Origin of the sequence: Pantoea sp. Seng (genome assembly GCF_009829935.1) — a bacterium.
GTDB classification, from domain to species: domain Bacteria; phylum Pseudomonadota; class Gammaproteobacteria; order Enterobacterales; family Enterobacteriaceae; genus Pantoea; species Pantoea communis.
Genome location: NZ_SZZV01000014.1, coordinates 50591 through 73813, shown reverse-complemented (window position 1 = coordinate 73813; position 23223 = coordinate 50591). Strand labels below are relative to the sequence as shown.

Genomic DNA, 23223 nt, shown 5'->3' with positions numbered 1-23223 from the left:
CGATGTCCTTAACGCAGGTTAGTCAGCGTTTGCAGCAGTTCGGATTGGGTTTTGATGGTCTGGGAATTGGACTGGTAGTTGCGTTGGTAGATGATCATGTTGACCATCTCTTGCCCCATATCGACATTTGAACCCTCCAGCGAGCTGCCTTTAAAACTGCCAAAGCTGCCGCTTCCGGCAATACCAAGGAAGGGCTGACCAGAGCCGGGGGATTCCGCCCAGGCGTTGCCGCCCTGAGGCGACAGACCGCCGCTGTTAGGGAAATCAGCCAGCACAATCTGCGCCACGGTCTGTTTTTTGCCGTTACTGTAGGTGACCACGATCTCGCCGTTATCACCGATGACAAAGTTTTGATACTTGCCCGGTGCCTGGCCATCGATCTCGTTGAGTTTGATGCTGCTGTCACCGCTGTATTTGGTGATAGCAGAGAGATCCAGATTGATATCCAGCGGCTCCGATCCGTTCAGCGACAGACCTTTGATGTTGATGTTGGCATCCGGCATGTCAATCTGGCCGCTGGAATTAAAATTCAGCTCCAGTTCGCTGTAACCAGCGGGATCGGGCGCAGTTTCATCGCGCGCATAGGCCTTCCATTCCCCCTCCGCAGTCTGCACAAAGTAGAGTTTGATAGTGTGCTTATTGCCGAGACTGTCAGTGGCTTCAATCTGGCTGCTGTAGTTATAGGTTTTTTGGTCTTCGTGATTAAACGGGTCGGTGATGACGTTATCGTCGTCTGCTTTCAGGTTGCCGTTCAGTGATCCTTTGGACGAGGCATTTGGCGGCATATCGTCTGTGGGAATACGGATTTTGTCCACCGGCGCGCCGGGTTCAATAGTCGGCGGCGTACCGGTCGCCTGAAAGCCAGTGAGGAACAGGCCATTGCTTTTGTTGTAAATATTGCCGTCAGCATCACTGTCGAACTGACCGTTGCGTCCGTAAAACACGCCGCCGGCCTCGTTCTCCATGCGGAAGAACCCGCGCCCACTCAGCGCCATGTCCAGCTTGCCGCCGGTGAAATTGATCCCGCCGTCAGCGAAGTTCTGGTTGACGTTGGAGACCTGTACGCCCAATCCCACCGACCCGGCGAAAATATCGGAGAAGGTGATCGAGCCGCTTTTAAAGCCACTGGTTTGCGAGTTAGCAATGTTGTTACCCACGACATCGAGGGCTTTGGAGGCGGCGTTGAGGCCGCTAAGACCTTGTGAAAAGCTCATAATGTTTCCCAGAGAGTAAGTGAGGCACTATTTTTGGATCACCACCACATCGCCGATACGGATGGGATCGTGGTCGAGCAGATGCAGCACCGCGCCGTCCGGCGTAATGGTGACGCCCTGCACTTGTTCCTGAATCAACCCGGAGATTTTTGGCGGCTCGCCGTCAGGGTTTTTCGCGTCAAAGCTCAGGGTGTATTCCCGATCCTGCGGCGGGCCGGGTTCCGGCTGGAAGTTTTGTAAATCGTCGAGGGTGAAGGTCTTCACGCCCGCCTTCACGTTCTTCAGCTGTGCGGTGTAGCTGTTGCCTTCGGCATCGGTGAGCGTGACGGTGACCGTTTCGGCTTCGCCCCCCAGCAGGAAACTAAAGGTGTCGTTCGCCTCATCCCCCTCTTCAGCGCCACCAAACGACACTGTCGGGTCGCCCTCGATCAGAATGCTGCGGCCGACCCATGCGGCGGTCCCCATGCCGCCCAGTTGCGCCATCAACGCCTGCACATCCGCCACTGAGCTATTGAGTTTTTCGACGCCCGCCGCCGTAGAGAACTGCGCCAGCTGCGAGGTGAGCTGGTTGTTGTCCATCGGATTGGTGGGATCCTGGTTTTGCATCTGCGCCACCAGCAGTTTCAGAAAGCTGGCGCTAAGATCGCCTGCACTGCTGCCCGATCCGTCGCCGCTGCCATTGTTGTTATTGACCTGAGGTATCACGGTTGCACTTCCTTATTGGCCGAGAGTGAGCGTTTTCTGCATCAGCGCTTTGGCGGAGTTCATCACTTCGACGTTGGCTTGATAGCTGCGTGAGGCCGAGAGCGTGTTGACCATCTCGTGCACCACATTGACGTTGGGCATGCGCACATAGCCCTGCGGATCTGCAAGCGGATGGCCCGGCTGATACTCCAGACGTTCGGGTGCACTGCTCTCCACCACCTCACTGACCCTGACGCCGCCGATCTCACTGCCCGGCGCGGCATCAACACGAAACAACACCTGGCGGGCGCGATAAGGCTGCTGATCGGGACCCGCCACACTGTCGGCATTGGCCATATTGCTGGCGCTAACGTTGAGCCGCTGCGATTGCGCCGCCATCGCCGAACCGGCAATATCAAATACGCTAAATAACGCCATTTATTTACCCCTGACTCAGCACGGTCATCATTTTCTTTATATCCGCCCCAAGAAAAGTGAGGCTGGATTGGTATTTCAGGGCGTTATCTGCAAAATTAACGCGCTCGCGATCCATATCGACGCTATTACCATCGGCACTGGGCTGATCGGGAATGCGATATAACAGGCTATCGTCATTGAAGTTTGTCGATTGCGCCGCGATATGACGGTCTGCGGTTAATGACAAAGACACCGCTGATTTGCCAGCAGCAGGAGATGCCATGGCGCTTTTTAACTGCTGAGAGAAATCGATATCCCGTGCCAGGTAGCCCGGCGTATCCGCATTGGCAATATTAGCCGCCAGCACGTCCTGACGGCGAGAGAGTATATTGAGCGCCTGCTGTTGAAAGCGAAACGCCTCATCGAGTTTAGTGTTCATAATAAGGGAGATCCTGCCTCACGTTATCCAAACATCAGCAGTCTAATCAGGAATAATGAAATATCACACTGTGAAGAGTGCACAGAAATAGGGGCTATTAGTCTGTTAAATACATACCCGGTTAATTACCTACATAAACGAGATTATTTAGCTCGTTTGAATATTCATTATTCCATTTATCATTAAGGGAATGACGATATTAAAGGCATCCTGATGAGACATGATGTTTTACGCCCGATCATTTTATTTCTCTTAACCCTTTCCGCGCCAGCGCAAGCCAGCATCCCGGCTGAGCATCGCTTGCAGCCTAAGCTGGATGCGTTATTAAAACTCCCCGATAACCAGGGTGAGATTGTACGCAGCGCAACGCTGCTGGCGACGTCAGAACAGCTGGCAGCCCTGTGTGATGCGCCCGTATTGAGTCTGGCGGGTAAAGATTCGCGTCTAACCGGTAGGCGAACGCTGGTCGCACGCTGTGGTGCGCGTAAGTACTTTTTAGCCATCCGTATTCACGCTCAGGGACGCTGGTGGGCAGCACGAACGTCTTTGCCTGCCGGACATGTGCTGCAAGCGGGCGATATCGTGGCGCAGCGTGGCGATCTGGCCGGGCAACCTGCGGGTTTGATCTTTCAGCAGCGCGATATCCTCGGCCAGCACCTGATACGTGACGTTGAAGCGGGCAAGCCGCTGTTATCTCAGCAATTGCGCCAGCCGAGGTTATTGCGTGCCGGTCAGACGGTGGAGGTAATCACACTCGGCGAGGGATTTCGTGTGCGCAGTCAGGGCAAGGCGCTGCATCATGCGGCGGAAAACGACACGTTGCGAGTGCAGATGCGCAACGGACAAACGCTAAGCGGGCTTGTCAGCGCCGGCGGTTTGGTGGTGATCTCGCTAACACAATAATTTTTAGATTTCTCAGCGATCCCCGATGTAAAGGCTATACAACCTATTGCTTTCGAGGATCCCATGATTGACCGAACTCAACCTGTTTCACCCATTGCGGGCACCCATGAGCTACCTGCCCGCTCCACACCACAATCACTCCGCGCCCGCCCGGATGCGGAGCGTCAAAGCACCGTGAGCCTGAGCAGTGTGATGAAACAACTCCAGACGGACGATAGCCGCGATGTGAATATCGCACGCGTTGTCGAATTGCGCACCGCACTGGAAGCCGGTGATTTGCCGATTGCCGCAGAAGAGATCGCGCGCGGCGTGGTGCACTCCCTTATCTCGCCACAACAGTGAGGTGTTTAAGTGATGGAGACACTGCATACAACATTGCTTCAGATGAAAAGCACGCTGGAGGAGCTGGATGCCATTATGGTAGCCGAGGCGAATCAGCTTGATCGCCCCCAGATCAACCCTGTGGCGCTGCAGGTGCTCACTGACAGCAAGAGTCAGTTACTTGCGACCTTGCAGCATCACGATGAGATGCGGCTGCAGCAGGAAGCACGCTTAGCCATTGCCGCACCCTATCTGCATCGCGTGCAGTTGTTTGTGTGCTGGCAGCAAATCACCGAGCGCGTCCGTCGCAGTAAGGCTTTGAATAGTGAGGTGGAGGCGCGTTTGCAACATCATCTGGAGAAAACCCAGCGGGTACAGAAGGTGGTGGATCAGCTGGGGCATCATCATACGCTATACGGGTCTGGCGGGGAGTCTGGCCCAGCTGTGGTGGGTAGGAAATACGATATCAGTGTTTAGGGGGCTGGGTGCGGGCTCGCGCCAGCACCCATGTCCTACGACACCGCATAAGCACGAGCAGAGTGACGGGATTTACGCAGCGCGGCGATCTCACTTTGCAGCGTTGCCAACCGAGCCGGAATGCACTGCATCAACTGCATATCCTCCGCCAGTAACTGTGCTAAACACGCTGCATCCGCCTGACTGAAATCACACGCACACAGCGCTTTCATCCGCTGTGTATACTCCACAATCTCCTCGCTAAACGCCTCCCACCCGTCCTGATGCGCTAGTGCAATCAGCCGCTGGTTCAGTACCAACAAGGCTTGAATCTGCTCCTTCACGTCACTGGGCATATTTCACCTGCGGATCGATGGCTTTCCAGGTGTCGGACATCTCCACCATCAACGTAATCAGTTGCGGCAACGACTCAGCCGATTGATTGACGCTCGCCAACAGCAAATTGCGCGACACATACTCATACAACCGCTCCAGATCGGCGGCGATCTGCCCGCCCACCTGATGATCAAGCCCGGCACGCAAACCGTTATCAATGATGTTAATCGCACGTGAGATCATCTCGCCTCGCCGGGCAACATTGCCGGTTTGAAAATAGATCTCAGCGCGGCGCATGGCATTGATCGCGCCTTCGAACAACAGCGCGATCAGCTGGTGCGGTGTTGCGCCGCTTACCTGGCTCTCTAATGAAACCGCAGAATAGGCGCGGTTACCGGTTTGACCGTACATCGCCCGTTCCTCAGCCTAATCCTGCCAGCGCACCCTGCAACTGATTGCTCATTGCCTGCATATCCGTCATCGCTTTATCCAGACGCATAAACTCTTTCTGCTGGCGCTTCAGGCTCTCTTCGATGCGCTGTTCCATGCGCTCGATCTGCTTCACAACCCGCGCTTCTTGATCTTTAAGCCCTTTAACAGTCGAAGCGATGGTGCCTTCCGTTTTGGGGATCGACTCGTTATCGCCCAGATAACTTTTGAACACCTCGCCCATCTGGCCCTTGATGCCCTGCGCACCGTCTTTACCAAGGAACAGCGCTTCCACCTCTTTCGGGTGCTCTTTCAACGCGGCATCCAGCTTTTTACTGTCGATACTCAGCGTGCCCAGCGTCGCGGTGCGATCTTCGCCGGGCTTTAACTCCTCGAACTTCACGGTGATACCGATACTGGCTAGCGAGTGATACAACTCGCTCGACTCACCATAGTTGCCGCCGGCAGCCGATTTCATCTGGCTGTTCAGACGGCGTAAGGTGCCATCGCTGAACAGTGGGCCATTTTGCTTGTTCTGCTCATCGGAATTTTTTTCCGGTGGCTTATAGGTGCTGGCGCTGGCGGAAGTACTGAGGAAGCTGTTGTAATTATTGATGAACTCCTCAATCAGGCTTTTCACTTTTGAAGTATCCGCCGTCACTGACAGCGTTTCAGGCTTAAACTGACCGGGATCGTCCGGATCTTTTTCCGAGACTTCACGCAGCTCAAAAGTAATGCCTTCAATCGCATCGCTGATGGTGTTTGAACTGCGCTCCACCGTGATGCCATCGATTTTCATCAGTGCATTTTGCGCAGCGCTGATCTGCTTCATGCGCGTTGGATCGTAACCCGGATCTCCCGGCACATTGGCGGCTTTGGGATCGTAGTTGAGTACACCGGCCAGCTGGCTATCTCCGCTGACTTCCATCTTGATTTGGCCGTCACTGCCGGTTTTTTTCGAGGTCACCACCAGCTGAAACTTGCCGCCTTCGGCAGGCATCACTGAGGCGCTGACATCGCCATTCTGCGCATTGATCTTCTTCGCCACTTGCGCCAGCGAGGTTTCATCATCTTTCAGCTCCACCGACAGCGGTTTACCGTTGCCCAGCGTGATGGTCAGAGTGCGCGTTGCCGAGCCATCCCCCAGCTGTGCGCTGTTACTGTCCTGCTCCGGCGAGCCAATTTTGTGTGCTTTTGCCAATTTTTCGACAATCACTGAATAGCTGTCGGGAATCGCGCCTTTTCCGGCTGTGGCTTTAAAAGCTTTATTATCGCCAATGCTGACACCGTTAAAACCTTCATTCTGCAGCTTATCCAGATTCGATTTTAACGAGGCCAGTGAATTGGATATTTTTCCCCATGACGATACCTGGCCGTTAAATTTACTCTGCTTATTTAAATAGGGATTCAGTTTCTTGCTCTCCCCATTTTTAATCTGCTCCATCAGCGCGGGGATATCTAAGCCGGATCCGCCCAATCCTGAAATAGGTGTCGTCATTTTTAAATTCCTTGATTCATCGAGGGTATCAACTTTTACCATCGGTGCCGGCAGGAATTCGCTTAATAATTTACACAATGATATTCATCCATCGTCTTAAGTCTCGATATAGCGGCATACCTGTCGTGATTTTTTGCCTTTGCATGAAAAAACAAAAAATTATTTCAGCACCTGATGACTCCCCCGATGAATAAGGTATGCGTCACCTCTCACGCATATTCCCGCTGCCACGCTTAAGCAGCATTCACTGGAAAAAAGGATATCGATTATGGCCCAGGTCATTAATACCAACGCACTGAGTCTGATGGCTCAAAACAACCTGAACAAATCACAGAACTCACTGGGAACAGCGATTGAGCGCCTCTCTTCGGGCCTGCGTATTAACAGCGCCAAAGATGATGCCGCCGGTATGGCCATCTCTAACCGCTTCACCTCATCGGTGCGCGGTTTAACGCAGGCAACGCGCAATGCCAATGACGGCATTTCACTGGCGCAAACCACTGAAGGCGCGCTGGAAGAAGTGAATGAAAACCTGCAACGTATTCGTGAACTGACGGTGCAGGCGAAGAACGGCACCAACTCCAAAGAAGACCGCGAGTCGATCAAAAAGGAGATCACCGCACGTCTGGATGAGATTGGCCGTATCGCCGAATCCACCAACTTCAACGGCGTGAAAATGCTGGATGGATCGCAGGAAAAACTGTCGATTCAGATCGGTGATAAAGATGGCCAGACCATTGATATCAAGCTGCCGAAGATGGCGCTAGGTTCGCTGGGTCTGGATACCTTTGCTAAAGACTTTGAGAAAATCATCGACAGTCTGCCGATGGATTCGAAGTTTACTGCTGCGGGAAGTCTGCGCGGTGTGGATGAGCAGTTTGCCGTTCCGGGTATGGCTGAACCCTTCGAACTGAACGATGTTGAACGCGCGAAGATTACCGCACTGGTCGGCGGTGCAGTGGCCGATACCGAAGTGGTGACCATGGAAGACAGCAAAGGTAATCTGCGCTTCTTCGCTGCTGACAGTGCTAATCCAGGCAGCGCAGTTGAGTTGGATATCACTTTCCAGGCGAACGCCACGCCTGGCGATCCTTCTGAAATTGACACTATTGCGGTGAAAGAAAAAATCACCACGCTCGACTTCGACATTCTTAAGAATGGCCCAAGCGATCTGAAGAACCTGAAAAGTCAGGGCATCGGCGCGCAAATCGGTAGCAAACTGATTGATGAAGCCACGCTGAATCAGATGTCCAATGACATCTTCGGTGCCGACATGGCGGATACCGAGATGCAGATCTTCAAAGCCGACAACGGCAATTACTTCGCCATCAACAAAGACGGTGAAGTGAAATCCTTTACCTGGGATGATGCCGCAGGCGGCGCTACCGCGGTAGCTGATGCCAGTGCGCGTGATACTCATGAAGTGCAGAAGGTCGCTAACCATCTGCTGGAACGTCTCGATAGCGCCATGACCGACGTCAACAGCTTCCGCTCGGATCTGGGTGCGATTCAAAACCGCTTTGGCTCGATCATTGCCAACCTCAACTCTACCGTCATCAACACCAGCGAAGCGCGTTCGCGTATTCAGGATGCGGACTTCTCGGTAGAAGTCTCCGCCATGAGCCGCGCCAACATCCTGCAGCAAGCGGGTGTTTCAGTGCTGTCGCAGGCAAATCAGGTGCCTCAGAACGTGCTGAGCCTGCTGCGTTAATTAGTGCCTCTCCTTAATTGCATTCAGCGTGCACTTTTCGCCCTCCCCGTGGAGGGCTTTTTTGCTTCTGCCCGCAATTTTCTGATGAAAAATACTAATCATTTTTACCCGAACAACTAACGTGAAACGGCCATTAGCCTTGTTAATAATCGATAAAAAATAACTCTATAAATCTTACGGGTTAGATCAAATAAATAACCTTAATGATTAAGAGGATTTTGGGTGACTTTCGGGAAAATAAACGCGGGAGAGCGCTGAAAATCTGGCACTCTTTAGCCGCAAAAAATGGGAGCGGTTAGCGCAAAAATAACATTAACAACCGACCCGCTCTTTACCCTAATTGATAGACGAATTCTCTATGCCTAACACAATCTTGCTTGGTCAGGCGGCCAGATTAGATCGACGTACGCGCATCCTGAACCGGACGCTGGATGATATGTCCGTGACGCTGCCCGCCAGCGCCGCGCGCTGCCTGTATGCACTCGCGGAGGCGCAAGGCGAAGTGCTGACGCATGAACAGCTGATGGAGATTGGCTGGCGTCGTGCCGGTTATGCCGCCACCGATAACAGCGTGCGCGTGATGATCAATAAACTGCGCCGTGCATTGATGTCGCTGGAACTTGAGCAGCAGATTAGCCTGCTGGCCGTCACGCGCAGCGGTTACCGCTTGATCATCAATACGCCGCCAGCCGTCGAGCAACCCGCCGCACTGACAATGCCCCTTTCGCTACCGGCACGGAGCCCGCTGAATGGGCGGCGAGTAGCAGGCGTCACCGTCGCTGGCATCACTGCCGGGTGTCTGGTGGCTTTACTGGTACAACACTTTTTTCTGCTTACGCCAAAACCGATTGATTTTGTCAGCTGGCAGGGACCGTCCATCCCTGCTGGCAGCAGCGTCTGGGTGCCGAAAGGACATCACACGCAGCACGCCTTAATTGAAACCACGTTACGCACTTATCGCCGTTATGTACTGGAGACGAACCCGGATAAACCTGCGGCCAGCGTGCTGTACGTCACCCTCAGTTCAGCCAACAATCCGCAACATCAGGGTGTGATTGCGTGCCAACACCCCTTTGAGGAAGCGAACAATGCATGCGAGTCGTTCTATTTTCGCGTCAATTAAATCCCCGCAGCTCTGGCTGTTTATCGGTTGCTTTGTGCTGGCGTTTTCTGCCGTGATCGGTCGCTGGCTGACCACCACCACACAGCAGTCCCAGTGCCTGTTTCCGCTGGCATTTTATGACATCAAAAGTGAGCGTGAATGGGTGCTGACGCAGGGGATTTACCGCAGTTATCGCGATGGCTTCAGCCAGGGCCATTTAAGCTATCTCGGCACGCTTTCGCGTTTTGAGGATGGGCAACTGACGGCACCGATCACTCCGATTCATCGTGCAGTGTGGTTTAACGGTGAGTTCAACCACAACCTGCTTAAAATCACCGTCACACAACACAGTCGTGGCCTGGGTGACAAAAGCCGCGATGAGGACGTGCAAAAGTATGTCTTCCCGCATTTGCAGGCAGGCGATGTCAGCGTGATTGCCATGTATCTGTTCAATGGCCGCGTGCTGGCCTCCGGTACAGAGAGCGTGGCGCGTAATGTCTGCATCAGGTAGCCAGATTATTTAGCGTAGCGTGGCTAACAGCTGTTCAAGGTGAGTAAACATGCGCGCGGTGAGGTGGGTAAAAAAGGGGGGCAAGGTATCGCCCATCAGGAACAGCGCCAGCATGCCCGCCCCTAACGTCAGGGGAAAACCCACCACGAAGATCGAGAGCTGCGGGGTTAAACGGTTCAACAACCCCAGCGTCATATTGATACAGAGCAACAGCGTGATGATTGGCAATCCCAGCATCAATCCCTGGCTGAAGATCAACCCGCCCTGCATCACCAGATAACGTAGGCCACCCGCGTGTAACGGTTCGGCATCCACCGGCAGGCTGGTAAAGCTCTCTGCCAGCAGCGCCAGCAGCCAAAGATGACCATTGATACTGAGAAACAGCAGCATCGCCAGCAGGTTGAGCAGACGTGATATCACCGGCGTGTTGCCGCTATTAGGGTCAAAAAAGGTGGCGAACGAAAGTCCCATCTGCATGCCAATGATCTCGCCGCACAAACGCACCGCAGCGAAAAGTAGCTGCAGCATCAGACCGAGCGCGGCACCGATCACAACCTGCTTAACCACCAGCCAGGCACCGCGCCACGACATCAACGCCACCTGCGCATCTTCCACGCTGCTGGCAATTAGCAAGGCGATAAGCAGCGCCAGTGCAGCCCGCAGCCGTTTACTGATCGCCTTCTCACTGAAAATCGGCGCGACAAACAGCAGCGCGGCCACGCGCACCATAATAAAAAACACGTGGGCAATCTGCGCGGTCAGCAGCTCAAACGGGATGCCAAACGCCATTAGCCGATCGCGAATGAGATGCTGGTGAACACCGTGCGCATGTATTCAATAAAGATTTTCAGCATCCACGGACCCAGTAACACGGCAACGCCGACAATCATCAGGATCTTCGGGATAAAGGTCATGGTCATTTCATTGATTTGAGTGGCGGCCTGCATGATGCTGATCGCCAGCCCGGTGACCAGTGCGGCCAGCAGCAACGGCCCGGCAATCATCAACCCTACCTTTATCGCCTGCATGCCCAGCACCATCACACTTTCGGGTGTCATTCGCGGCTCCTTAGCTGTAGAAACTTTGTGCCAGTGAACCCAGCAGCAGCTGCCAGCCGTCGACCAACACAAACAGCATCAGTTTGAACGGCAGCGCGATGGTGGTGGGTGGCACCATCATCATGCCCAGCGCCATCAGAATACTGGCGACCACTAAATCGATAATTAAAAACGGGATGAATATCGTGAAGCCAATCTGGAAAGCGGTTTTCAATTCGCTGGTGACAAAGGCAGGCACCAGAATACTGAGCGGCACTGCATCCGGCCCGCTCATCGGCGGTGCTTTGGCGATACGTGCAAATAGCGCGAGATCCGCTTCACGCGTTTGATCCAGCATAAACGCGCGCAGCGGTTTAACCCCTTCCGCCAACGCTACTTCCATGGTGATGCTGTTGTTTTGCAGCGGCTGCCACGCTTTTTCATAAATCTGGTTCAGCACTGGCGACATCACGTAGAAAGTGAGGAACAGCGCCAGCCCGACCAGCACCTGATTCGGTGGTGCGGTGGGCGTCCCCAGCGCATTGCGCAGTAACCCCAGCACGATCACAATGCGGGTGAAACCCGTCATCATTAGCAAAATGCCGGGAATAAAGGTAAAGCCGCTCAGCAACACCAGCGTCTGCAGCGGCAGCGTCCAGCCATCTTCACCGTTGGGTCGGGCGATGACAATGTCGCTGTTGGCGGCCCCGGCGCTGGCGGCGGTGAAAAGCAGCAGCAACGCTATGACTGCGCGCCCTTTCATCGTCCGTCCTTAGCGTCAGGTTGCGGTGATTGGTTCAGGCAGGTGATTTGATGCGCGGTGATGCCAAGCAACAGCCGCTGCTCACCGATATCCACCAGCACCAGCCGCTCGCGTGCGCCGAGCGAGAGACGCGCCACCACGTTAATGGCCGGATGGCTGCGTTGATAACGCTGCAGCCAGCCGCTGCGTTTCGCACTCCACGCCAGCAACAGCATCAGTAAAATCACCAATCCCAGCGCACCGAGCAGCGTCATAAGCAGCGAATCATCAGCAGAGTGTGTGATCATTAGCGACTTAGCCGGTGCATACGCTCAGACGGCGTGATGATTTCGGTGATGCGAATACCAAATTTATCCGACACCACCACCACTTCGCCCTGGGCAATCAGATAGCCATTGATCAGGATATCCAGCGGTTCTCCCGCCAGACCATCCAGCGTCACCACTGAACCCTGGCTGAGACGCAGCAGCTCTTTGATAGTCATTTTGGTACGGCCCAATTCCACAGTCATTTTCACTGGGATATCCATTATCAGGCTCAAATCGTCAGTGCTTTGCGACGCGCTGCTGGCAGCCTGCTGCTCGCTCATGGCGTCTCCCCAAAGATTGTCGATAGAGGGATCTTCAGCGCCCGTCGAGGTTGGGTTATCGCTCATGGGGATGTGGCTCCTTGCTTATTGATGACAATGCAGGCTGAATTTTTTGTTCAACCTTGAGGGCATATTGGTTATTCACGGCCCCGTAGTGCGCAGTGAATATCGGCACACCGCCGGCGCTGGCGGTGATGCGATCCTGTTTGTCGAAGGTCAGTACATCGCCCTGCTGCATGCGCAGCACCGATGAGAGCCGGGTTTCCATTTGCGCAAAGGTCGCCACCAGCTCCAGCTCGGTTTCGCGCATCTCGCCCGCCAGCATGCCGCGCCAGTGAGCATCTTCACTGCGGGAGTGGCTGAGCGGCGGATTGCTTAACAGTTCGCGTAGCGGTTCGAGGGTGCTAAACGGGATACAGATATTAAATTCGCCACGATGCGAGCCAATCTCGACCGCAAATGGGGTGGTGACCACCACGTCATTGGGTGATGAGGTGATGTTGGTGAATTTCACCTGTATTTCCGAACGAATGTACTCGGTTTTGATGCTGAAAATGGTGCTCCAGGCGAACTCATAGGCTTCGCGCGCCATGCTCACCATGCGGTTAATTACACGCTGCTCGGTGGGGGTGAATTCGCGCCCATCGGCTTTGGTGGGAAAACGCCCATCGCCGCCAAACAGGTTATCCACGGCCATAAACACCAGCCCCGGTGAGAAGGCCATCAGCGAAGTGCCGCGCAACGGATGCAGATGCAGCAGATTCAGGTTGGTCGGCACCGGCAAATTGCGCGCAAACTCGTGGTAGGACTGGATGTGAATATTGCCAGCGGTCACATCCGGGCCACGACGCAGCAGATTAAACAGCCCGATGCGGAACTGACGAGCAAAGCGCTCATTAATGATCTCCAGCGAGTGCAGACGCTCGCGAATCACCCGACGCTGCGTATGCGGATCGTAAGGCCGGATATCACTGGCTTCTGCACTGTCTGAGACCGGGGCGCTGCTATCACTGTCGGCATTCAGCAGGCGATCGATTTCATCCTGAGACAAAAAGCTATCTGACATAGTATTTACCGCAGAATAAATTCATTAATTAACACTTCAGCGGGCGTGATTGCCTGTTGATGTGGCAATGGCTGGCTGAGTGCCGTTTGAATATCGGCAATCAACTGATGCTTTCCTTCATCCGTTGATAACTTTTCAAAAGTTTGCTGGGTGAATAACATAAACAGCCGACTGCGATATTCCGGCATAAATTTCGCTAACGTCGCCGATGACTGTGAGTCAATAAAACTCACCGTAATGCCTAAATACAGCACGCGATCAGCTTCTTCCTCGGTGGGTTTAAGGCTGACGGTGAAAGTATTCAGCGGCACATAGACCGGCTCCACTTTTTCTATTACCGGTTCTTTCGGCTCGTCAGTCGAGACGCTCTGTTTTTCCAGCCAAAACCAATAGGCTACACCGCCACCGGTGGTTACCAGGCTGAGTGTGAGAAATATAATAAGGAGTGTTCGCAGGCTGCTACGTTTTGGTTTATCGGTCTTTTCTTCTTGCATAATGAATACACTCAGCGTGAGAGTTAATAGACTCAACAATATTGATGAAGAGCATGATTATAATATTTTCCGATGGAGTGGAATAAGCCAATGTCATTTCACACCTGAGGCTAATTCACCCTTTTATACGAAATTATTTATTCCATAACTATTTCCCGGAGCTGACGCTATTAACTCTGTGGTGGATTCTTCTTCTCCCGCTAGATGGTCATCTGCATCGTCAGGCGATGGTCGCTGTGAGGATCCGCGCTGGCCATCTGCATTGGCATGCGGGTTCTCATTGCCCACGCTGGCTTGCCCCAGCTGCACACCCGATTCGGCCATCGCCGCTCGTAGCTGAGGCAAGGCCTGCTCAATGGCCTGACGTACGCCGGCATGTTCACTGACGATATGGATCTGCGCCTGTTCTTGCTGCATGCGCAGGGAAATTTGCAACGCACCTAAGCTCTCCGGGTGCAGACGGATCTCCGCACTGTGCACGCCCTGCCGGCTCAGTATCGCAATCTGCTGGCTGAATTCCTGCTTCCACGCGGGGGATTCAGGTGGATGTTGCAGGGCAACCGTGACCGTTGCTGGCGCGGGCAGCGCTCGCTGTAACGGCATCGGAGTAGGATGATTGGTGGAGAGTCCCAGCTCGGTGATCGCTATGGTGTCAGCTTGCGATGCCAGAATTGGTGTACTTTGTCGCTCGGCGAGTTGGCCGCTGGCTGCCGTGGCAGAAACTTCGGGCTGCGGCACAGGTGACCGGCTGCCTGAACCTGGCTGACTAAAGCGATCGGCGGGCGCGCCGCGCATTTCGGCGAGAAGCGGACTGCGCGTCTTCACGACAGGCTGGCTACTCGCGTTGGCGAGAAGCGCATGGCGCGTGTCCACGGCAGGCAGACTATCTGCATTAGCAACAAGTGCATGGCGCGTATTCGTGACAGACAGGCGATCCGTGTCTGCGAAAAGCATATTGCGCGTGCCAGCGCTAAAGGCTCTGGCGGTAGCATCAGACCCGGCGTCGTCTAATCCGATGGAGTCGGCTGGGGCCGATCCGTGAAGGTTGGCCGTCTGTTGGCTTATCAACTGCTGCAACTGCCAGCGGGGATTGTCGCTGCCAGTGAGTGCAGACGCTGGCGCCCGCCCGGAATTCGACGATGCCGAACTCCGCATGGAAATGGCAGTGGCCAATACCGATAGCAAAGGTTCCTCCATCGCCAGCATGCCATCCTGCTTCTCCAGTAACAGTTCGCTAAAATCCTCGTCAGTCGGCTCGCGGGTTTTCAACACATCGCTGAGTTTGCCGTTAAGCAGTGCCGTGATATCCATCGTCATAACCGGCCACGCAGATGATTGATTCGCTGCGCACACTCATCCATCAGCTTCTGCTCACGACGGCTGGCCGCCTGCGCCTCATCACTCTGCCGCCGCGCCAGCAAGGTTTCAAACGCGTTCAGGCGCTGCTTGTCATTAATCCAGCATTTTTTCGCGCCATCGACGGCACGTTCGCACTGATCGACCTGGTTCTCATGTTGCCTGACCACCTGATTGAGCGACACGATAAACGCCTGATGGTTGACCAGATGCGCCACCGACATACCGCTGCCCGTCATGCCCCGCCGCAGTGACTGCTGATACTCATCTGCATAGGTTTGCAGCTGCTGATGCTGCGCCATGGCGTGCTGCAACGTCTGCTGCACCTGCCCCAGCGTTTGCGTGGAGGCGGTCAGTGTCTCTTCGGCTCTGTCACGTAACATAACCATGGGATTGCGCATGTGCATTGTCACTCCGGGATGTCAGGGAATAATTGAGCCAGCGCCGCCATTGCAGTCGGGTAGTCGCTGCGTTGGTGGATCGCCTGCTGGAGAAAGGCTTCAAGAGCGGGAAAACGATCGATGGCCTGATCGAGTAGCGCATCGCTGCCTGACGCATAGGCACCGACACTGACCAGATCGCGGTTACGTTGGTAGCAGGCCAGCAGCTGCTTAAAGCGCTGCACCTTGCGATATTGCGCTTGCGGGATCAGCTCGGTCATAGCGCGGCTGATTGAGGCTTCAATATCAATCGCCGGATAGTGCCCCGCTTCCGCCAGGCGACGTGACAGCACAATGTGGCCGTCGAGAATCGCGCGTGCCGCATCGGCAATCGGATCCTGGGGATCGTCGCCTTCGGTCAATACGGTATAAAACGCGGTGATCGATCCGCCGCCTGCCATGCCATTGCCCGCGCGCTCCACCAGCGCGGGCAGCCTGGCAAATACCGAAGGTGGATAGCCTTTGGTGGCGGGCGGCTCGCCGATGGCTAACGCCACTTCACGCTGCGCCATGGCATAGCGCGTCAGGGAATCCATGATTAGCAGGACATTCATGCCGCGATCGCGAAAGTCTTCTGCAATGCGCGTGGCATACACCGCACCCTGCATGCGCAGTAGCGGCGATACATCGGCAGGCGCGGCAATTACCACTGCGCGCGAACGCCCGGCTTCACCCAGAATATTTTCAATGAAATCTTTAACTTCGCGGCCGCGTTCGCCAATCAATCCCACCACGATCACCTCGGCGGTGGTAAAACGCGCCATCATGCCAAGCAGAACACTTTTGCCCACACCGGAACCGGCAAACAGGCCCATGCGCTGACCACGCCCCACCGTCAGCAGGCCATTGATCGCTTGCACACCAACGTCCAGCACGCTTTTGATCGGATCGCGATGCAGCGGATTGAGTGAAGCGGTGAACAGGCTCGCCAGCGGTTTGCCCAGTGCAGCACCGCCATCCAGCGGATGGCCCTGCGCATCCAGCACCCGACCCAACAGCTGGGGCCCAACGGGCAACTGTTTATCGCCGCCGCTATCGTGCGCAGGCGCATACACGCGCGCACCAGGCACAATGCCCTCCACCTGCGCCAGCGGCATCAGATACAGCGTGTGGCCGTTGAAACCCACCACTTCCGTGTCGACCACGGTTTTGCCTTGCGGGGTCTGCCGCTCGACGAGACACAGCGCGCCTATCGGCAATATCAGCCCCACAGCTTCCATCACCAGCCCGGTGGCGCGCGTCAGTTTGCCGTATTGGCGAAACCCCGGCACCGCCGCCATGTTGTGCTCAATGGTGTCGAGCGCATCGAGCCACTGCCTGAGTTGCTGGCTCATGGCACAATCTCCTGACGCGCCAGCTGGCACAGCGCCTGCCAGCGCGTTTCCAGGCTGGCATCGAACTCGCTTTCAGCGGAGGTAATGCGACAGCCGCCGGGCGCCAGCTGTGCATCGCTGTGTAGCTGCCAGCCCGTCTCAGTTAACGCCTGCGCCAGTGCCTGCTCAATCACCGCACGATCGTCGGGATGCACGTAGAGCTGGATAGTACCGTGCAGCAGTGCGTCATGCTGAAGTAACTGGCGAATCTGTTGCAGCAGCGCGGGGTGATCGATCTGTGCCTGGCGGCCATACAACTGCTGCACGGCGGTGAGCGCCAACTGCACCAGACGACCGGGGATCACACTGTCGAGATTCTCGCGCGCCAGCCTGAAGTTTTGCAGCCAGCACTCGGCCTGACGCAACAGCGCCTGCTGCTGTGCTGCGGCCTGTTCGATGCCCTGCGCCAGACCCGCTTCATGCCCTTCGCGCCATCCAGCTTCGTAGCCCTGCTGCTGGCCCGCCTCTTCACCCTGTTTCATGCCCTGACTGAAACCTTGCTGTTCAGCCTGTTTACGCAAGCGCGCCAGATCTGCCTGCCGCTGGGCCTCTGAGGCCGTGCTGTCGATTTCAACCGTGATTTCCGCCGCTTCCTGCAGCAGGTTATCCGGCTGCCAGCGGCGCCATTGTGCGTGATCAGACATAGGCATCGTCGCTGCCTCCAATCACAATCTCACCGGATTCCGCCAGTTTGCGCACAATATTCAGGATGGTTTTCTGCTCGGCCTCAACCTGCGACAAGCGCACCGGGCCACGCGAAGCCAGATCGTCGAGGATCAGCTCCGCCTGGCGGCGCGACATGTTGGCAAGGAACTTGGTGCGCAACGCCTCGTTGGCCCCTTTTAGCGCAATCAACAGAGTTTCATTTTCAATCTCTTGCAGCAGACGTTGAATATGGCGATCTTCCACTTCAATCAGATTCTCAAACAGGAACATCTCATCGATCAGTTTCTGCGCCAGCTCCTGATCAAAATCGCGCACCGCTTCAATCGCAGAAGCCTCCTGCTGAGTTTTCATCAGGTTAAGGATTTCGGCAGCCGGTCGCACGCCGCCCATTTTGCTGCGCTTGAGATTTTGACCATCCAGCAAGGTATTCAGCACTTCGGTCAACTCTTGCAGCGCGGCAGGCTGGACGCCGCCAAAGGTGGCGATGCGCAGCATGATGTCGTTGCGCTCGCGGTCTTCAAACTTGCCCAGCACATCAGCGGCCTGATTGCGCTTGAGGTGCACCAGAATGGTGGCGATGATCTGCGGATGCTCTTCGCAAATCAGATCGTACACCGCCTGCGGCTCCATAAAGTTGAGCGTTTCCATGCCGTTGCTGCCCTGCTGGGTGTCCAGCAGATCTTCCAGCAGCGAACTGGCACGATCTTCGCCCAGTGCCTTCACCAGCACGCTGCGCAGATAATCATTGGTGTTCAGGCTGAGCGCGGCATATTCACTGGAATCCTGTTCAAACTGCTGCAATACCGCCGCCATTTGCTGATGGCTAAATCCGGCCATGTTGACCATCGCACCGCCGATCTGCTTCACCTCATGCGCATTGAGATGCTTAAACACCTCTGCCGCCAGCTCGTCGCCCAGCGTCAGCATCACCACCGCACTCTTATCTGCCGCATTCATGGCCTGCCCTCCTGGTTCATCCACTGGCGCAGCACCAGCGCAATCACGCGAGGCTCCTGCTCTGCCAGCTCACGCAGTTGCTGAGTGCTAATTTCGGTATGCGCACGCTGCTGAGCACGCTGGCGCACATCGTTCTCTGCCGCATGTTTTTGCGCTGCAGCGGCCTCGTCGCGCGCCTCTTTCTCCAGCTCCATCTGGCGCAGCGTGGTCTGCTGATGGCGTTCCCAGCTCGGTTGCACCAGTTTGCGCCACATGATCCAGGCGATGATCGCCACCACCAGATAGCGAAACAGATTCATTAACAGCGTGTGGAAACTCGCCTGCTGCCACAGCGGCAGCGGAGGCTCATCGACCAGGCCGTTAAACGGCGCATGCATGATATTGATGCTGTCTCCCCGCGTGGCTTGATAGCCAATCGCTTCCTGCACCAGGGTATTCAGGCGGGCCAGCTGCTCATCACTCATCGCACTCACGCTGCCCTCTTCGCCCTGCGGCAGATGGTTAATCACCACCGCCACCGAAAGGCGTTCAATGCGGCCGATGCTGGATTTGCTGTGGATCAGTGTGCGGTCCAGCTCAAAATTGGTGGTCTCGTCGTTGCGATTATTGAAAGGCTGGCCTGCGGGACGCTTGCTGTCGCTGACACCTAATGGCTGGGTAATCGGTGCCGTGGCGGGCGTGGGCGGCTGATGGCTGAGTGCGCCAGGAACACCGCCAGTGCCACTGTTGTTGCCCTGCTCTGCCTGGCTGGCCTGTCGGCTGCGAATCGCCATTTTTTGCGGATCGCTATTCGGCTGATATTGCTCCTGGGTCTGCTCCAGCTGGGTGAAATCGATCTGCGCCGTGACCTGCGCGCGCACGTTGTTTTCACCCACCAGCGGCGCCAGCATACGTTGAATTCGCTGCTGGTAATCAAACTCAATGTCGTTGGTGTATTTCAGCTGTGAGGTTTGCAGACCGCGCATGCCACTCTGCGTCAGCAAATTGCCACGCTGATCCACCAGCGTGACGTTCTCTGCTGCCAGGCCGGTTACCGCACTGGAGATCAGATGCGTTATCGCCACAATCTGGCCTTCATCCAGCGTGCGGCCGTTGATTAGATTGACGCTCACCGAGGCGGTAGGCGCTTTCTGCTCACGCACAAACAGGGACGGTTTGGGCACCGCCAGATGCACGCGCGCCGACTGGATCGGCCCCAGATTCTCAATGGTGCGCGACAGCTCCCCCTCCAGCGCACGCTGGAAGTTCACCTGTTCGCTGAACTGGCTGATTCCAAATTTTTCCTGATCCAGCAGCTCAAAGCCGACTGCACCGCCCTTGGGTAAACCCTGCTGCGCCAGCTTCATACGGACTTCATGCACCTGCCCTTCTGGCACCCGGATCGCGCCGCTGGATGCGTCAATGCGATACGGGACGTTCAGCTGGGTGAGCTGCGCCACGATGGCACCGCCGTCTTCATCACTGATATTGCTGAGCAGGATGCTGTAACTCTGCTGATTGGCCCACATCACCAGCGCGATAACCACCGAAAGCGTGGCCGCTGCGGCAATTGCCAGCGCGATTTTCGGGCTGGATCGCAGCGATAACAGCACCGATTTTAATTGTGCGGACGGGTGATGATTTAAATCCTTTAACGTGGCACTCATGCCGCCTTCCTGTAAAAATAGTAATAGGTCATCAGGAATATTCAGAGAATCATTATTCATCGAAAGCGCGATTTATTAATGGGCAATAAGCTCGAAGTTGTGTTGTCTTATTGCATTTTCTGATGAATAGCCTCGAATGCTAATCTGCCGATCTGTATTCTTATTCCAATGGGCGTGAAGCATGTCAGCGAGCTTATTACGAGGCGTACTCGATCAGATTCAATCTCAGGCGCAACAAGTCACAGGCGCGATATCTCCGCGCGATAACACCCCTTCCTTCTCAGATAAGTTATTGCACAGTATCAATGAGATAAATAAAACCCAGCTGGATGCCAAAACCAAAACGCAGCAGTGGATGTCAGGCAGCAGCGATCTCGGCCTTAACGATGTGATGCTGGCGATGCAGAAATCCTCAATTTCATTTAGCTTTGGCATGCAGGCTAAAAATAAAATAATTGCTGCGTATCAGGAAGTGATGAATACGCCGGTATAAGGCTTGATGGCAATGCATGAAAATAACACCACAGCTGCGCGCTTATTACCCGGCTCGCTGTCATTAACCGATATTGAATTAATTCGTCTGGGAAAACTGATTTATCAGCGCGCCGGCATTGTGGTGAATACACAAAAAAAAGAGATGATATTTAACCGTCTCTCACGCCGGGTGCGCGAACTCAAACTGAACACCTTTACCGCTTATGCCGACCTGCTCGAATCCCACCCTGAGCAGCCGGAGTGGCAGATTTTTATCAATGCCATGACCACCAATCTCACGTCGTTTTTCCGGGAAGCGCATCATTTCCCGATTCTGGCGGAACATGCACGCCAGCGTCCGAAAGATTATCGCGTGTGGTGTACCGCCGCCTCGACCGGTGAAGAACCCTGTTCAATCGCCATCACGCTGGATCAGGTTTTGGGCAGCGGATTACGCGTCTGGGCGTCTGATATTGATACCGATGTGCTGGCCAAAGCGCAGGCGGGAATCTATCGCTTTAGCGACATTCAAATGCTGAATCAGACGCAGAAACGCCTCTATTTTCTGCGCGGCAGTGGTCACAGTCGCGAGTACGTCAAAGTGAAACCCGCGCTGTTGGCGAACATCCATTATCAACAGATCAATCTGCTGGCGGACAGCTGGCCGCTGCCACAGCCTTTTGATGCCATCTTCTGTCGCAACGTGATGATCTATTTTGATTTTCCTACCCAGCTGCGGCTGCTTGAGCGCTTCGCTCGTCTGCTTAAACCCGGCGGTTTGCTGTTTGTTGGCCACTCTGAACACTTCTCCCAGCCCACGCTGCCTCTACAGTTGCGCGGGCAATCAGTGTACGAACGGATGGAGGTTGCACCTTGAAGCGGATACGCGTGATGGCGGTGGATGATTCCACCTTAATGCGCAATATGCTCAGCGCCATCGTCAATCAGCAGGCCGATATGGAGATGGTGGCTACGGCACCCGATCCGCTGATCGCCCGTGACCTGATTAAACAACTCAACCCGGATGTGCTGACGCTGGATATTGATATGCCGCGCATGGACGGGCTGGAGTTTCTGAGCCGACTGATGCGGCTGCGGCCCATGCCAGTGATCATGATCTCCAGCATGACCACGCGCGGATCCAGCGCCACGCTCAATGCATTGGAACAGGGCGCGGTGGATTTTATCCCTAAACCCGGTAACCAGATGCCCGGCGATCTGGCGGCATGGGGCGCGCTGCTGGCAGACAAAATTCGTGGAGCCGCCAAAGCCAATCCCAATCGCTATCGGCTCAATGCTGCCCCCGGTGCGCTGCTGGCTGGCATCAAGACCGATGCCTCGCAAATTATCGCTATTGGTTCGTCTACAGGCGGCACCGAAGCGCTGCGCCGGGTGCTGACACAGATGCCGTTAAGCAGTCCCGGCATCGTCATCGCCCAACATATGCCTGCCGGTTTTACCCGCTCCTTCGCCCAACGCATGGACTCACTGTGCCAGATTTCGGTACGTGAAGCCGAACACGGTGAACCGCTGTTGCCGGGCAATGCCCTGATTGCGCCGGGCGATCGTCATCTGGAGATCGTGCGCCTCAGCCGGGGTTACGAAGTGCAGATCAGCGACAACGCGCCGGTCAATCGCCATCGCCCGTCGGTGGATGTGCTTTTCCATTCCGTGGCGCAGCAGGCAGGCAAACTCGCCAGCGCTGCCATCCTCACCGGTATGGGCAACGATGGCGCACGCGGCCTGCTAACGCTGCGGCAGGCCGGTGCCTGGACGCTGGCGCAGGACGAAGCCAGTTGTGTGGTGTTCGGCATGCCGCGCGAAGCCATTGCGCTGAACGGTGCCTGTGAGGTGGTGGATTTGGATCAGGTCGGCCAGCGTTTACTCGACGGTTTCAGCAACAACCTACAACGCAAATAAATGGATTAACCGGTTCAGGAGAACATTGAGATGTCAGATAAAAACCTGCGTTTTCTGGTGGTAGATGACTTTGCCACTATGCGACGCATCGTGCGTAACCTGCTGCAGGACCTCGGCTATCAAAATATTGAAGAGGCGGAGGATGGTCAGGATGCGCTGAATAAACTGCGTGCCGCCACGTTCGATTTCGTGGTCAGCGACTGGAATATGCCCAATCTCGACGGGCTGGAACTATTGAAGGCCATTCGCAGCGATGCCGCCATGGCCAAACTACCGGTGCTGATGGTCACGGCCGAAGCCAAGCGCGAGAACATTATTGCCGCCGCACAGGCGGGCGCGAACGGCTATATCGTCAAGCCCTTCACGGCTGCCACGCTGGAAGAGAAGCTCGGCAAAATCTTTGAAAAACTGGGGTAATCAG

30 protein-coding genes are annotated in these 23223 nt (G+C 55.3%); 10 read left to right on the top strand and 20 right to left on the bottom strand.

Annotated elements, in window-relative coordinates; all coding sequences use genetic code 11:
• Positions 1-8 precede the first annotated feature (8 nt).
• Genes flgE through flgB form a run of 4 tightly spaced genes read right to left on the bottom strand, consistent with a single transcriptional unit; the run spans position 9 to position 2754 of the window.
• Positions 9-1214 carry a flagellar hook protein FlgE gene (gene flgE, locus FD737_RS15565; protein ID WP_097118260.1) on the bottom strand — a complete coding sequence of 402 codons (1206 nt, stop codon included), beginning with the start codon at positions 1212-1214 and terminating at the stop codon, positions 9-11.
• Positions 1215-1241: 27 nt separating this feature from the next.
• Positions 1242-1919 (bottom strand): flagellar hook capping FlgD N-terminal domain-containing protein, encoded by a 678-nt coding sequence (locus FD737_RS15560; RefSeq protein ID WP_160833946.1) that lies wholly within the window; start codon positions 1917-1919, stop codon positions 1242-1244.
• Positions 1920-1931: 12 nt separating this feature from the next.
• Positions 1932-2336 (bottom strand): flagellar basal body rod protein FlgC, encoded by a 405-nt coding sequence (gene flgC / locus FD737_RS15555; protein WP_097118258.1) that lies wholly within the window; start codon positions 2334-2336, stop codon positions 1932-1934.
• Positions 2337-2340: 4 nt separating this feature from the next.
• Positions 2341-2754, bottom strand: a complete 414-nt coding sequence (flgB, locus tag FD737_RS15550; RefSeq protein WP_160833945.1) for a flagellar basal body rod protein FlgB — start codon at positions 2752-2754, stop codon at positions 2341-2343.
• Positions 2755-2967: 213 nt separating this feature from the next.
• Between flgB and flgA the strand changes: the two genes are divergently transcribed.
• From flgA to FD737_RS15535, 3 genes are all read left to right on the top strand, one after another.
• Entirely contained in the window at positions 2968-3657 is a 690-nt protein-coding gene (flgA, locus tag FD737_RS15545; protein ID WP_160833944.1) for a flagellar basal body P-ring formation chaperone FlgA, read from the top strand.
• Between the two features lie 63 nt (positions 3658-3720).
• Positions 3721-3999, top strand: a complete 279-nt coding sequence (gene flgM, locus FD737_RS15540; protein ID WP_160833943.1) for a flagellar biosynthesis anti-sigma factor FlgM — start codon at positions 3721-3723, stop codon at positions 3997-3999.
• A 12-nt stretch (positions 4000-4011) separates the two neighbouring features.
• A complete protein-coding gene (locus FD737_RS15535; RefSeq protein ID WP_160833942.1) occupies positions 4012-4455 on the top strand; it encodes a flagella synthesis protein FlgN in 444 nt (147 codons plus the stop codon).
• Between the two features lie 35 nt (positions 4456-4490).
• On the opposite strand, the gene fliT is transcribed toward FD737_RS15535, so the two are convergent.
• Genes fliT through fliD form a run of 3 tightly spaced genes read right to left on the bottom strand, consistent with a single transcriptional unit; the run spans position 4491 to position 6697 of the window.
• Positions 4491-4790, bottom strand: a complete 300-nt coding sequence (gene fliT, locus FD737_RS15530; RefSeq protein ID WP_160833941.1) for a flagellar protein FliT — start codon at positions 4788-4790, stop codon at positions 4491-4493.
• The gene (gene fliS, locus FD737_RS15525; protein WP_034826350.1) at positions 4780-5181 is read right to left on the bottom strand and encodes a flagellar export chaperone FliS; all 402 of its coding nucleotides are present in this window, start codon (positions 5179-5181) and stop codon (positions 4780-4782) included. The genes fliT and fliS overlap by 11 nt, the downstream gene beginning before the upstream one ends.
• A 10-nt stretch (positions 5182-5191) precedes the next feature.
• On the bottom strand, positions 5192-6697 hold the full coding sequence (gene fliD / locus FD737_RS15520) for a flagellar filament capping protein FliD (RefSeq protein WP_160833940.1): 1506 nt from the start codon (positions 6695-6697) through the stop codon (positions 5192-5194).
• A 268-nt stretch (positions 6698-6965) separates the two neighbouring features.
• Here fliD and FD737_RS15515 point away from each other — a divergent pair, with 268 nt between their 5' ends.
• From FD737_RS15515 to FD737_RS15505, 3 genes are all read left to right on the top strand, one after another.
• Entirely contained in the window at positions 6966-8408 is a 1443-nt protein-coding gene (locus tag FD737_RS15515) for a flagellin (protein WP_160833939.1), read from the top strand.
• Between the two features lie 358 nt (positions 8409-8766).
• A complete protein-coding gene (locus tag FD737_RS15510; protein WP_160833938.1) occupies positions 8767-9531 on the top strand; it encodes a helix-turn-helix domain-containing protein in 765 nt (254 codons plus the stop codon).
• Positions 9497-10021, top strand: a complete 525-nt coding sequence (locus FD737_RS15505) for a hypothetical protein (protein ID WP_097118249.1) — start codon at positions 9497-9499, stop codon at positions 10019-10021. The genes FD737_RS15510 and FD737_RS15505 overlap by 35 nt, the downstream gene beginning before the upstream one ends.
• Before the next feature lie 9 nt (positions 10022-10030).
• On the opposite strand, the gene fliR is transcribed toward FD737_RS15505, so the two are convergent.
• The 13 genes from fliR to fliF form a co-directional block, all read right to left on the bottom strand.
• Positions 10031-10810, bottom strand: coding sequence for a flagellar biosynthetic protein FliR (gene fliR / locus FD737_RS15500; RefSeq protein WP_097118248.1), 780 nt, complete (start codon positions 10808-10810; stop codon positions 10031-10033).
• Complete coding sequence (fliQ, locus tag FD737_RS15495; RefSeq protein WP_097118247.1) at positions 10810-11079, bottom strand: flagellar biosynthesis protein FliQ; 270 nt, start codon at positions 11077-11079, stop codon at positions 10810-10812. The genes fliR and fliQ overlap by 1 nt, the downstream gene beginning before the upstream one ends.
• Positions 11080-11089: 10 nt before the next feature.
• Positions 11090-11821 carry a flagellar type III secretion system pore protein FliP gene (gene fliP, locus FD737_RS15490; protein ID WP_097118246.1) on the bottom strand — a complete coding sequence of 244 codons (732 nt, stop codon included), beginning with the start codon at positions 11819-11821 and terminating at the stop codon, positions 11090-11092.
• Positions 11818-12108, bottom strand: coding sequence for a flagellar biosynthetic protein FliO (fliO, locus tag FD737_RS15485; RefSeq protein WP_097118245.1), 291 nt, complete (start codon positions 12106-12108; stop codon positions 11818-11820). The genes fliP and fliO overlap by 4 nt, the downstream gene beginning before the upstream one ends.
• A complete protein-coding gene (gene fliN / locus FD737_RS15480) occupies positions 12108-12476 on the bottom strand; it encodes a flagellar motor switch protein FliN (protein WP_097118244.1) in 369 nt (122 codons plus the stop codon). Before fliN ends, fliO begins: the two co-directional genes overlap by 1 nt.
• On the bottom strand, positions 12466-13476 hold the full coding sequence (gene fliM, locus FD737_RS15475) for a flagellar motor switch protein FliM (protein WP_097118243.1): 1011 nt from the start codon (positions 13474-13476) through the stop codon (positions 12466-12468). The genes fliN and fliM overlap by 11 nt, the downstream gene beginning before the upstream one ends.
• A gap of 5 nt (positions 13477-13481) precedes the next feature.
• Complete coding sequence (locus FD737_RS15470) at positions 13482-13970, bottom strand: flagellar basal body-associated FliL family protein (protein ID WP_160833937.1); 489 nt, start codon at positions 13968-13970, stop codon at positions 13482-13484.
• Between the two features lie 123 nt (positions 13971-14093).
• The gene (locus FD737_RS15465; protein WP_237448808.1) at positions 14094-15281 is read right to left on the bottom strand and encodes a flagellar hook-length control protein FliK; all 1188 of its coding nucleotides are present in this window, start codon (positions 15279-15281) and stop codon (positions 14094-14096) included.
• Between the two features lie 2 nt (positions 15282-15283).
• Entirely contained in the window at positions 15284-15715 is a 432-nt protein-coding gene (gene fliJ, locus FD737_RS15460) for a flagellar export protein FliJ (RefSeq protein WP_202404570.1), read from the bottom strand.
• A gap of 20 nt (positions 15716-15735) precedes the next feature.
• Entirely contained in the window at positions 15736-17100 is a 1365-nt protein-coding gene (fliI, locus tag FD737_RS15455) for a flagellar protein export ATPase FliI (protein WP_160833935.1), read from the bottom strand.
• Positions 17097-17789: a flagellar assembly protein FliH gene (locus FD737_RS15450; protein ID WP_160833934.1), complete on the bottom strand. Its 693-nt coding sequence runs from the start codon at positions 17787-17789 to the stop codon at positions 17097-17099. Before FD737_RS15450 ends, fliI begins: the two co-directional genes overlap by 4 nt.
• Entirely contained in the window at positions 17776-18762 is a 987-nt protein-coding gene (gene fliG / locus FD737_RS15445; RefSeq protein ID WP_097118238.1) for a flagellar motor switch protein FliG, read from the bottom strand. Before fliG ends, FD737_RS15450 begins: the two co-directional genes overlap by 14 nt.
• On the bottom strand, positions 18759-20408 hold the full coding sequence (fliF, locus tag FD737_RS15440) for a flagellar basal-body MS-ring/collar protein FliF (RefSeq protein WP_097118237.1): 1650 nt from the start codon (positions 20406-20408) through the stop codon (positions 18759-18761). Before fliF ends, fliG begins: the two co-directional genes overlap by 4 nt.
• 181 nt (positions 20409-20589) lie before the next feature.
• Here fliF and fliE point away from each other — a divergent pair, with 181 nt between their 5' ends.
• Genes fliE through cheY form a run of 4 tightly spaced genes read left to right on the top strand, consistent with a single transcriptional unit; the run spans position 20590 to position 23219 of the window.
• The gene (gene fliE / locus FD737_RS15435) at positions 20590-20901 is read left to right on the top strand and encodes a flagellar hook-basal body complex protein FliE (RefSeq protein WP_160833933.1); all 312 of its coding nucleotides are present in this window, start codon (positions 20590-20592) and stop codon (positions 20899-20901) included.
• A gap of 12 nt (positions 20902-20913) precedes the next feature.
• Positions 20914-21759, top strand: a complete 846-nt coding sequence (locus FD737_RS15430; protein ID WP_097118401.1) for a CheR family methyltransferase — start codon at positions 20914-20916, stop codon at positions 21757-21759.
• Positions 21756-22802, top strand: coding sequence for a chemotaxis response regulator protein-glutamate methylesterase (locus FD737_RS15425; protein ID WP_160833932.1), 1047 nt, complete (start codon positions 21756-21758; stop codon positions 22800-22802). Before FD737_RS15430 ends, FD737_RS15425 begins: the two co-directional genes overlap by 4 nt.
• Before the next feature lie 30 nt (positions 22803-22832).
• On the top strand, positions 22833-23219 hold the full coding sequence (gene cheY, locus FD737_RS15420) for a chemotaxis response regulator CheY (RefSeq protein ID WP_034826392.1): 387 nt from the start codon (positions 22833-22835) through the stop codon (positions 23217-23219).
• Positions 23220-23223 lie beyond the last annotated feature (4 nt).

Coding starts and splice junctions, on each gene's coding strand:
- fliO (WP_097118245.1), bottom strand. CDS start 12,108: ATGATCACACACTCTGCTGATGATTCGCTGCTTATGACGCTGCTCGGT.
- fliJ (WP_202404570.1), bottom strand. CDS start 15,715: ATGGTTATGTTACGTGACAGAGCCGAAGAGACACTGACCGCCTCCACG.
- fliF (WP_097118237.1), bottom strand. CDS start 20,408: ATGAGTGCCACGTTAAAGGATTTAAATCATCACCCGTCCGCACAATTA.
- fliR (WP_097118248.1), bottom strand. CDS start 10,810: ATGGCGTTTGGCATCCCGTTTGAGCTGCTGACCGCGCAGATTGCCCAC.
- FD737_RS15505 (WP_097118249.1), top strand. CDS start 9,497: ATGCATGCGAGTCGTTCTATTTTCGCGTCAATTAAATCCCCGCAGCTC.
- flgA (WP_160833944.1), top strand. CDS start 2,968: ATGAGACATGATGTTTTACGCCCGATCATTTTATTTCTCTTAACCCTT.
- fliT (WP_160833941.1), bottom strand. CDS start 4,790: ATGCCCAGTGACGTGAAGGAGCAGATTCAAGCCTTGTTGGTACTGAAC.
- flgC (WP_097118258.1), bottom strand. CDS start 2,336: ATGGCGTTATTTAGCGTATTTGATATTGCCGGTTCGGCGATGGCGGCG.
- FD737_RS15470 (WP_160833937.1), bottom strand. CDS start 13,970: ATGCAAGAAGAAAAGACCGATAAACCAAAACGTAGCAGCCTGCGAACA.
- FD737_RS15515 (WP_160833939.1), top strand. CDS start 6,966: ATGGCCCAGGTCATTAATACCAACGCACTGAGTCTGATGGCTCAAAAC.
- fliN (WP_097118244.1), bottom strand. CDS start 12,476: ATGAGCGATAACCCAACCTCGACGGGCGCTGAAGATCCCTCTATCGAC.
- fliQ (WP_097118247.1), bottom strand. CDS start 11,079: ATGACACCCGAAAGTGTGATGGTGCTGGGCATGCAGGCGATAAAGGTA.
- FD737_RS15465 (WP_237448808.1), bottom strand. CDS start 15,281: ATGGATATCACGGCACTGCTTAACGGCAAACTCAGCGATGTGTTGAAA.
- flgB (WP_160833945.1), bottom strand. CDS start 2,754: ATGAACACTAAACTCGATGAGGCGTTTCGCTTTCAACAGCAGGCGCTC.
- fliP (WP_097118246.1), bottom strand. CDS start 11,821: ATGAAAGGGCGCGCAGTCATAGCGTTGCTGCTGCTTTTCACCGCCGCC.
- cheY (WP_034826392.1), top strand. CDS start 22,833: ATGTCAGATAAAAACCTGCGTTTTCTGGTGGTAGATGACTTTGCCACT.
- flgM (WP_160833943.1), top strand. CDS start 3,721: ATGATTGACCGAACTCAACCTGTTTCACCCATTGCGGGCACCCATGAG.
- FD737_RS15450 (WP_160833934.1), bottom strand. CDS start 17,789: ATGCCTATGTCTGATCACGCACAATGGCGCCGCTGGCAGCCGGATAAC.
- flgE (WP_097118260.1), bottom strand. CDS start 1,214: ATGAGCTTTTCACAAGGTCTTAGCGGCCTCAACGCCGCCTCCAAAGCC.
- fliM (WP_097118243.1), bottom strand. CDS start 13,476: ATGTCAGATAGCTTTTTGTCTCAGGATGAAATCGATCGCCTGCTGAAT.
- fliS (WP_034826350.1), bottom strand. CDS start 5,181: ATGTACGGTCAAACCGGTAACCGCGCCTATTCTGCGGTTTCATTAGAG.
- FD737_RS15510 (WP_160833938.1), top strand. CDS start 8,767: ATGCCTAACACAATCTTGCTTGGTCAGGCGGCCAGATTAGATCGACGT.
- fliD (WP_160833940.1), bottom strand. CDS start 6,697: ATGACGACACCTATTTCAGGATTGGGCGGATCCGGCTTAGATATCCCC.
- FD737_RS15535 (WP_160833942.1), top strand. CDS start 4,012: ATGGAGACACTGCATACAACATTGCTTCAGATGAAAAGCACGCTGGAG.
- fliG (WP_097118238.1), bottom strand. CDS start 18,762: ATGAATGCGGCAGATAAGAGTGCGGTGGTGATGCTGACGCTGGGCGAC.
- fliI (WP_160833935.1), bottom strand. CDS start 17,100: ATGAGCCAGCAACTCAGGCAGTGGCTCGATGCGCTCGACACCATTGAG.
- FD737_RS15430 (WP_097118401.1), top strand. CDS start 20,914: ATGCATGAAAATAACACCACAGCTGCGCGCTTATTACCCGGCTCGCTG.
- fliE (WP_160833933.1), top strand. CDS start 20,590: ATGTCAGCGAGCTTATTACGAGGCGTACTCGATCAGATTCAATCTCAG.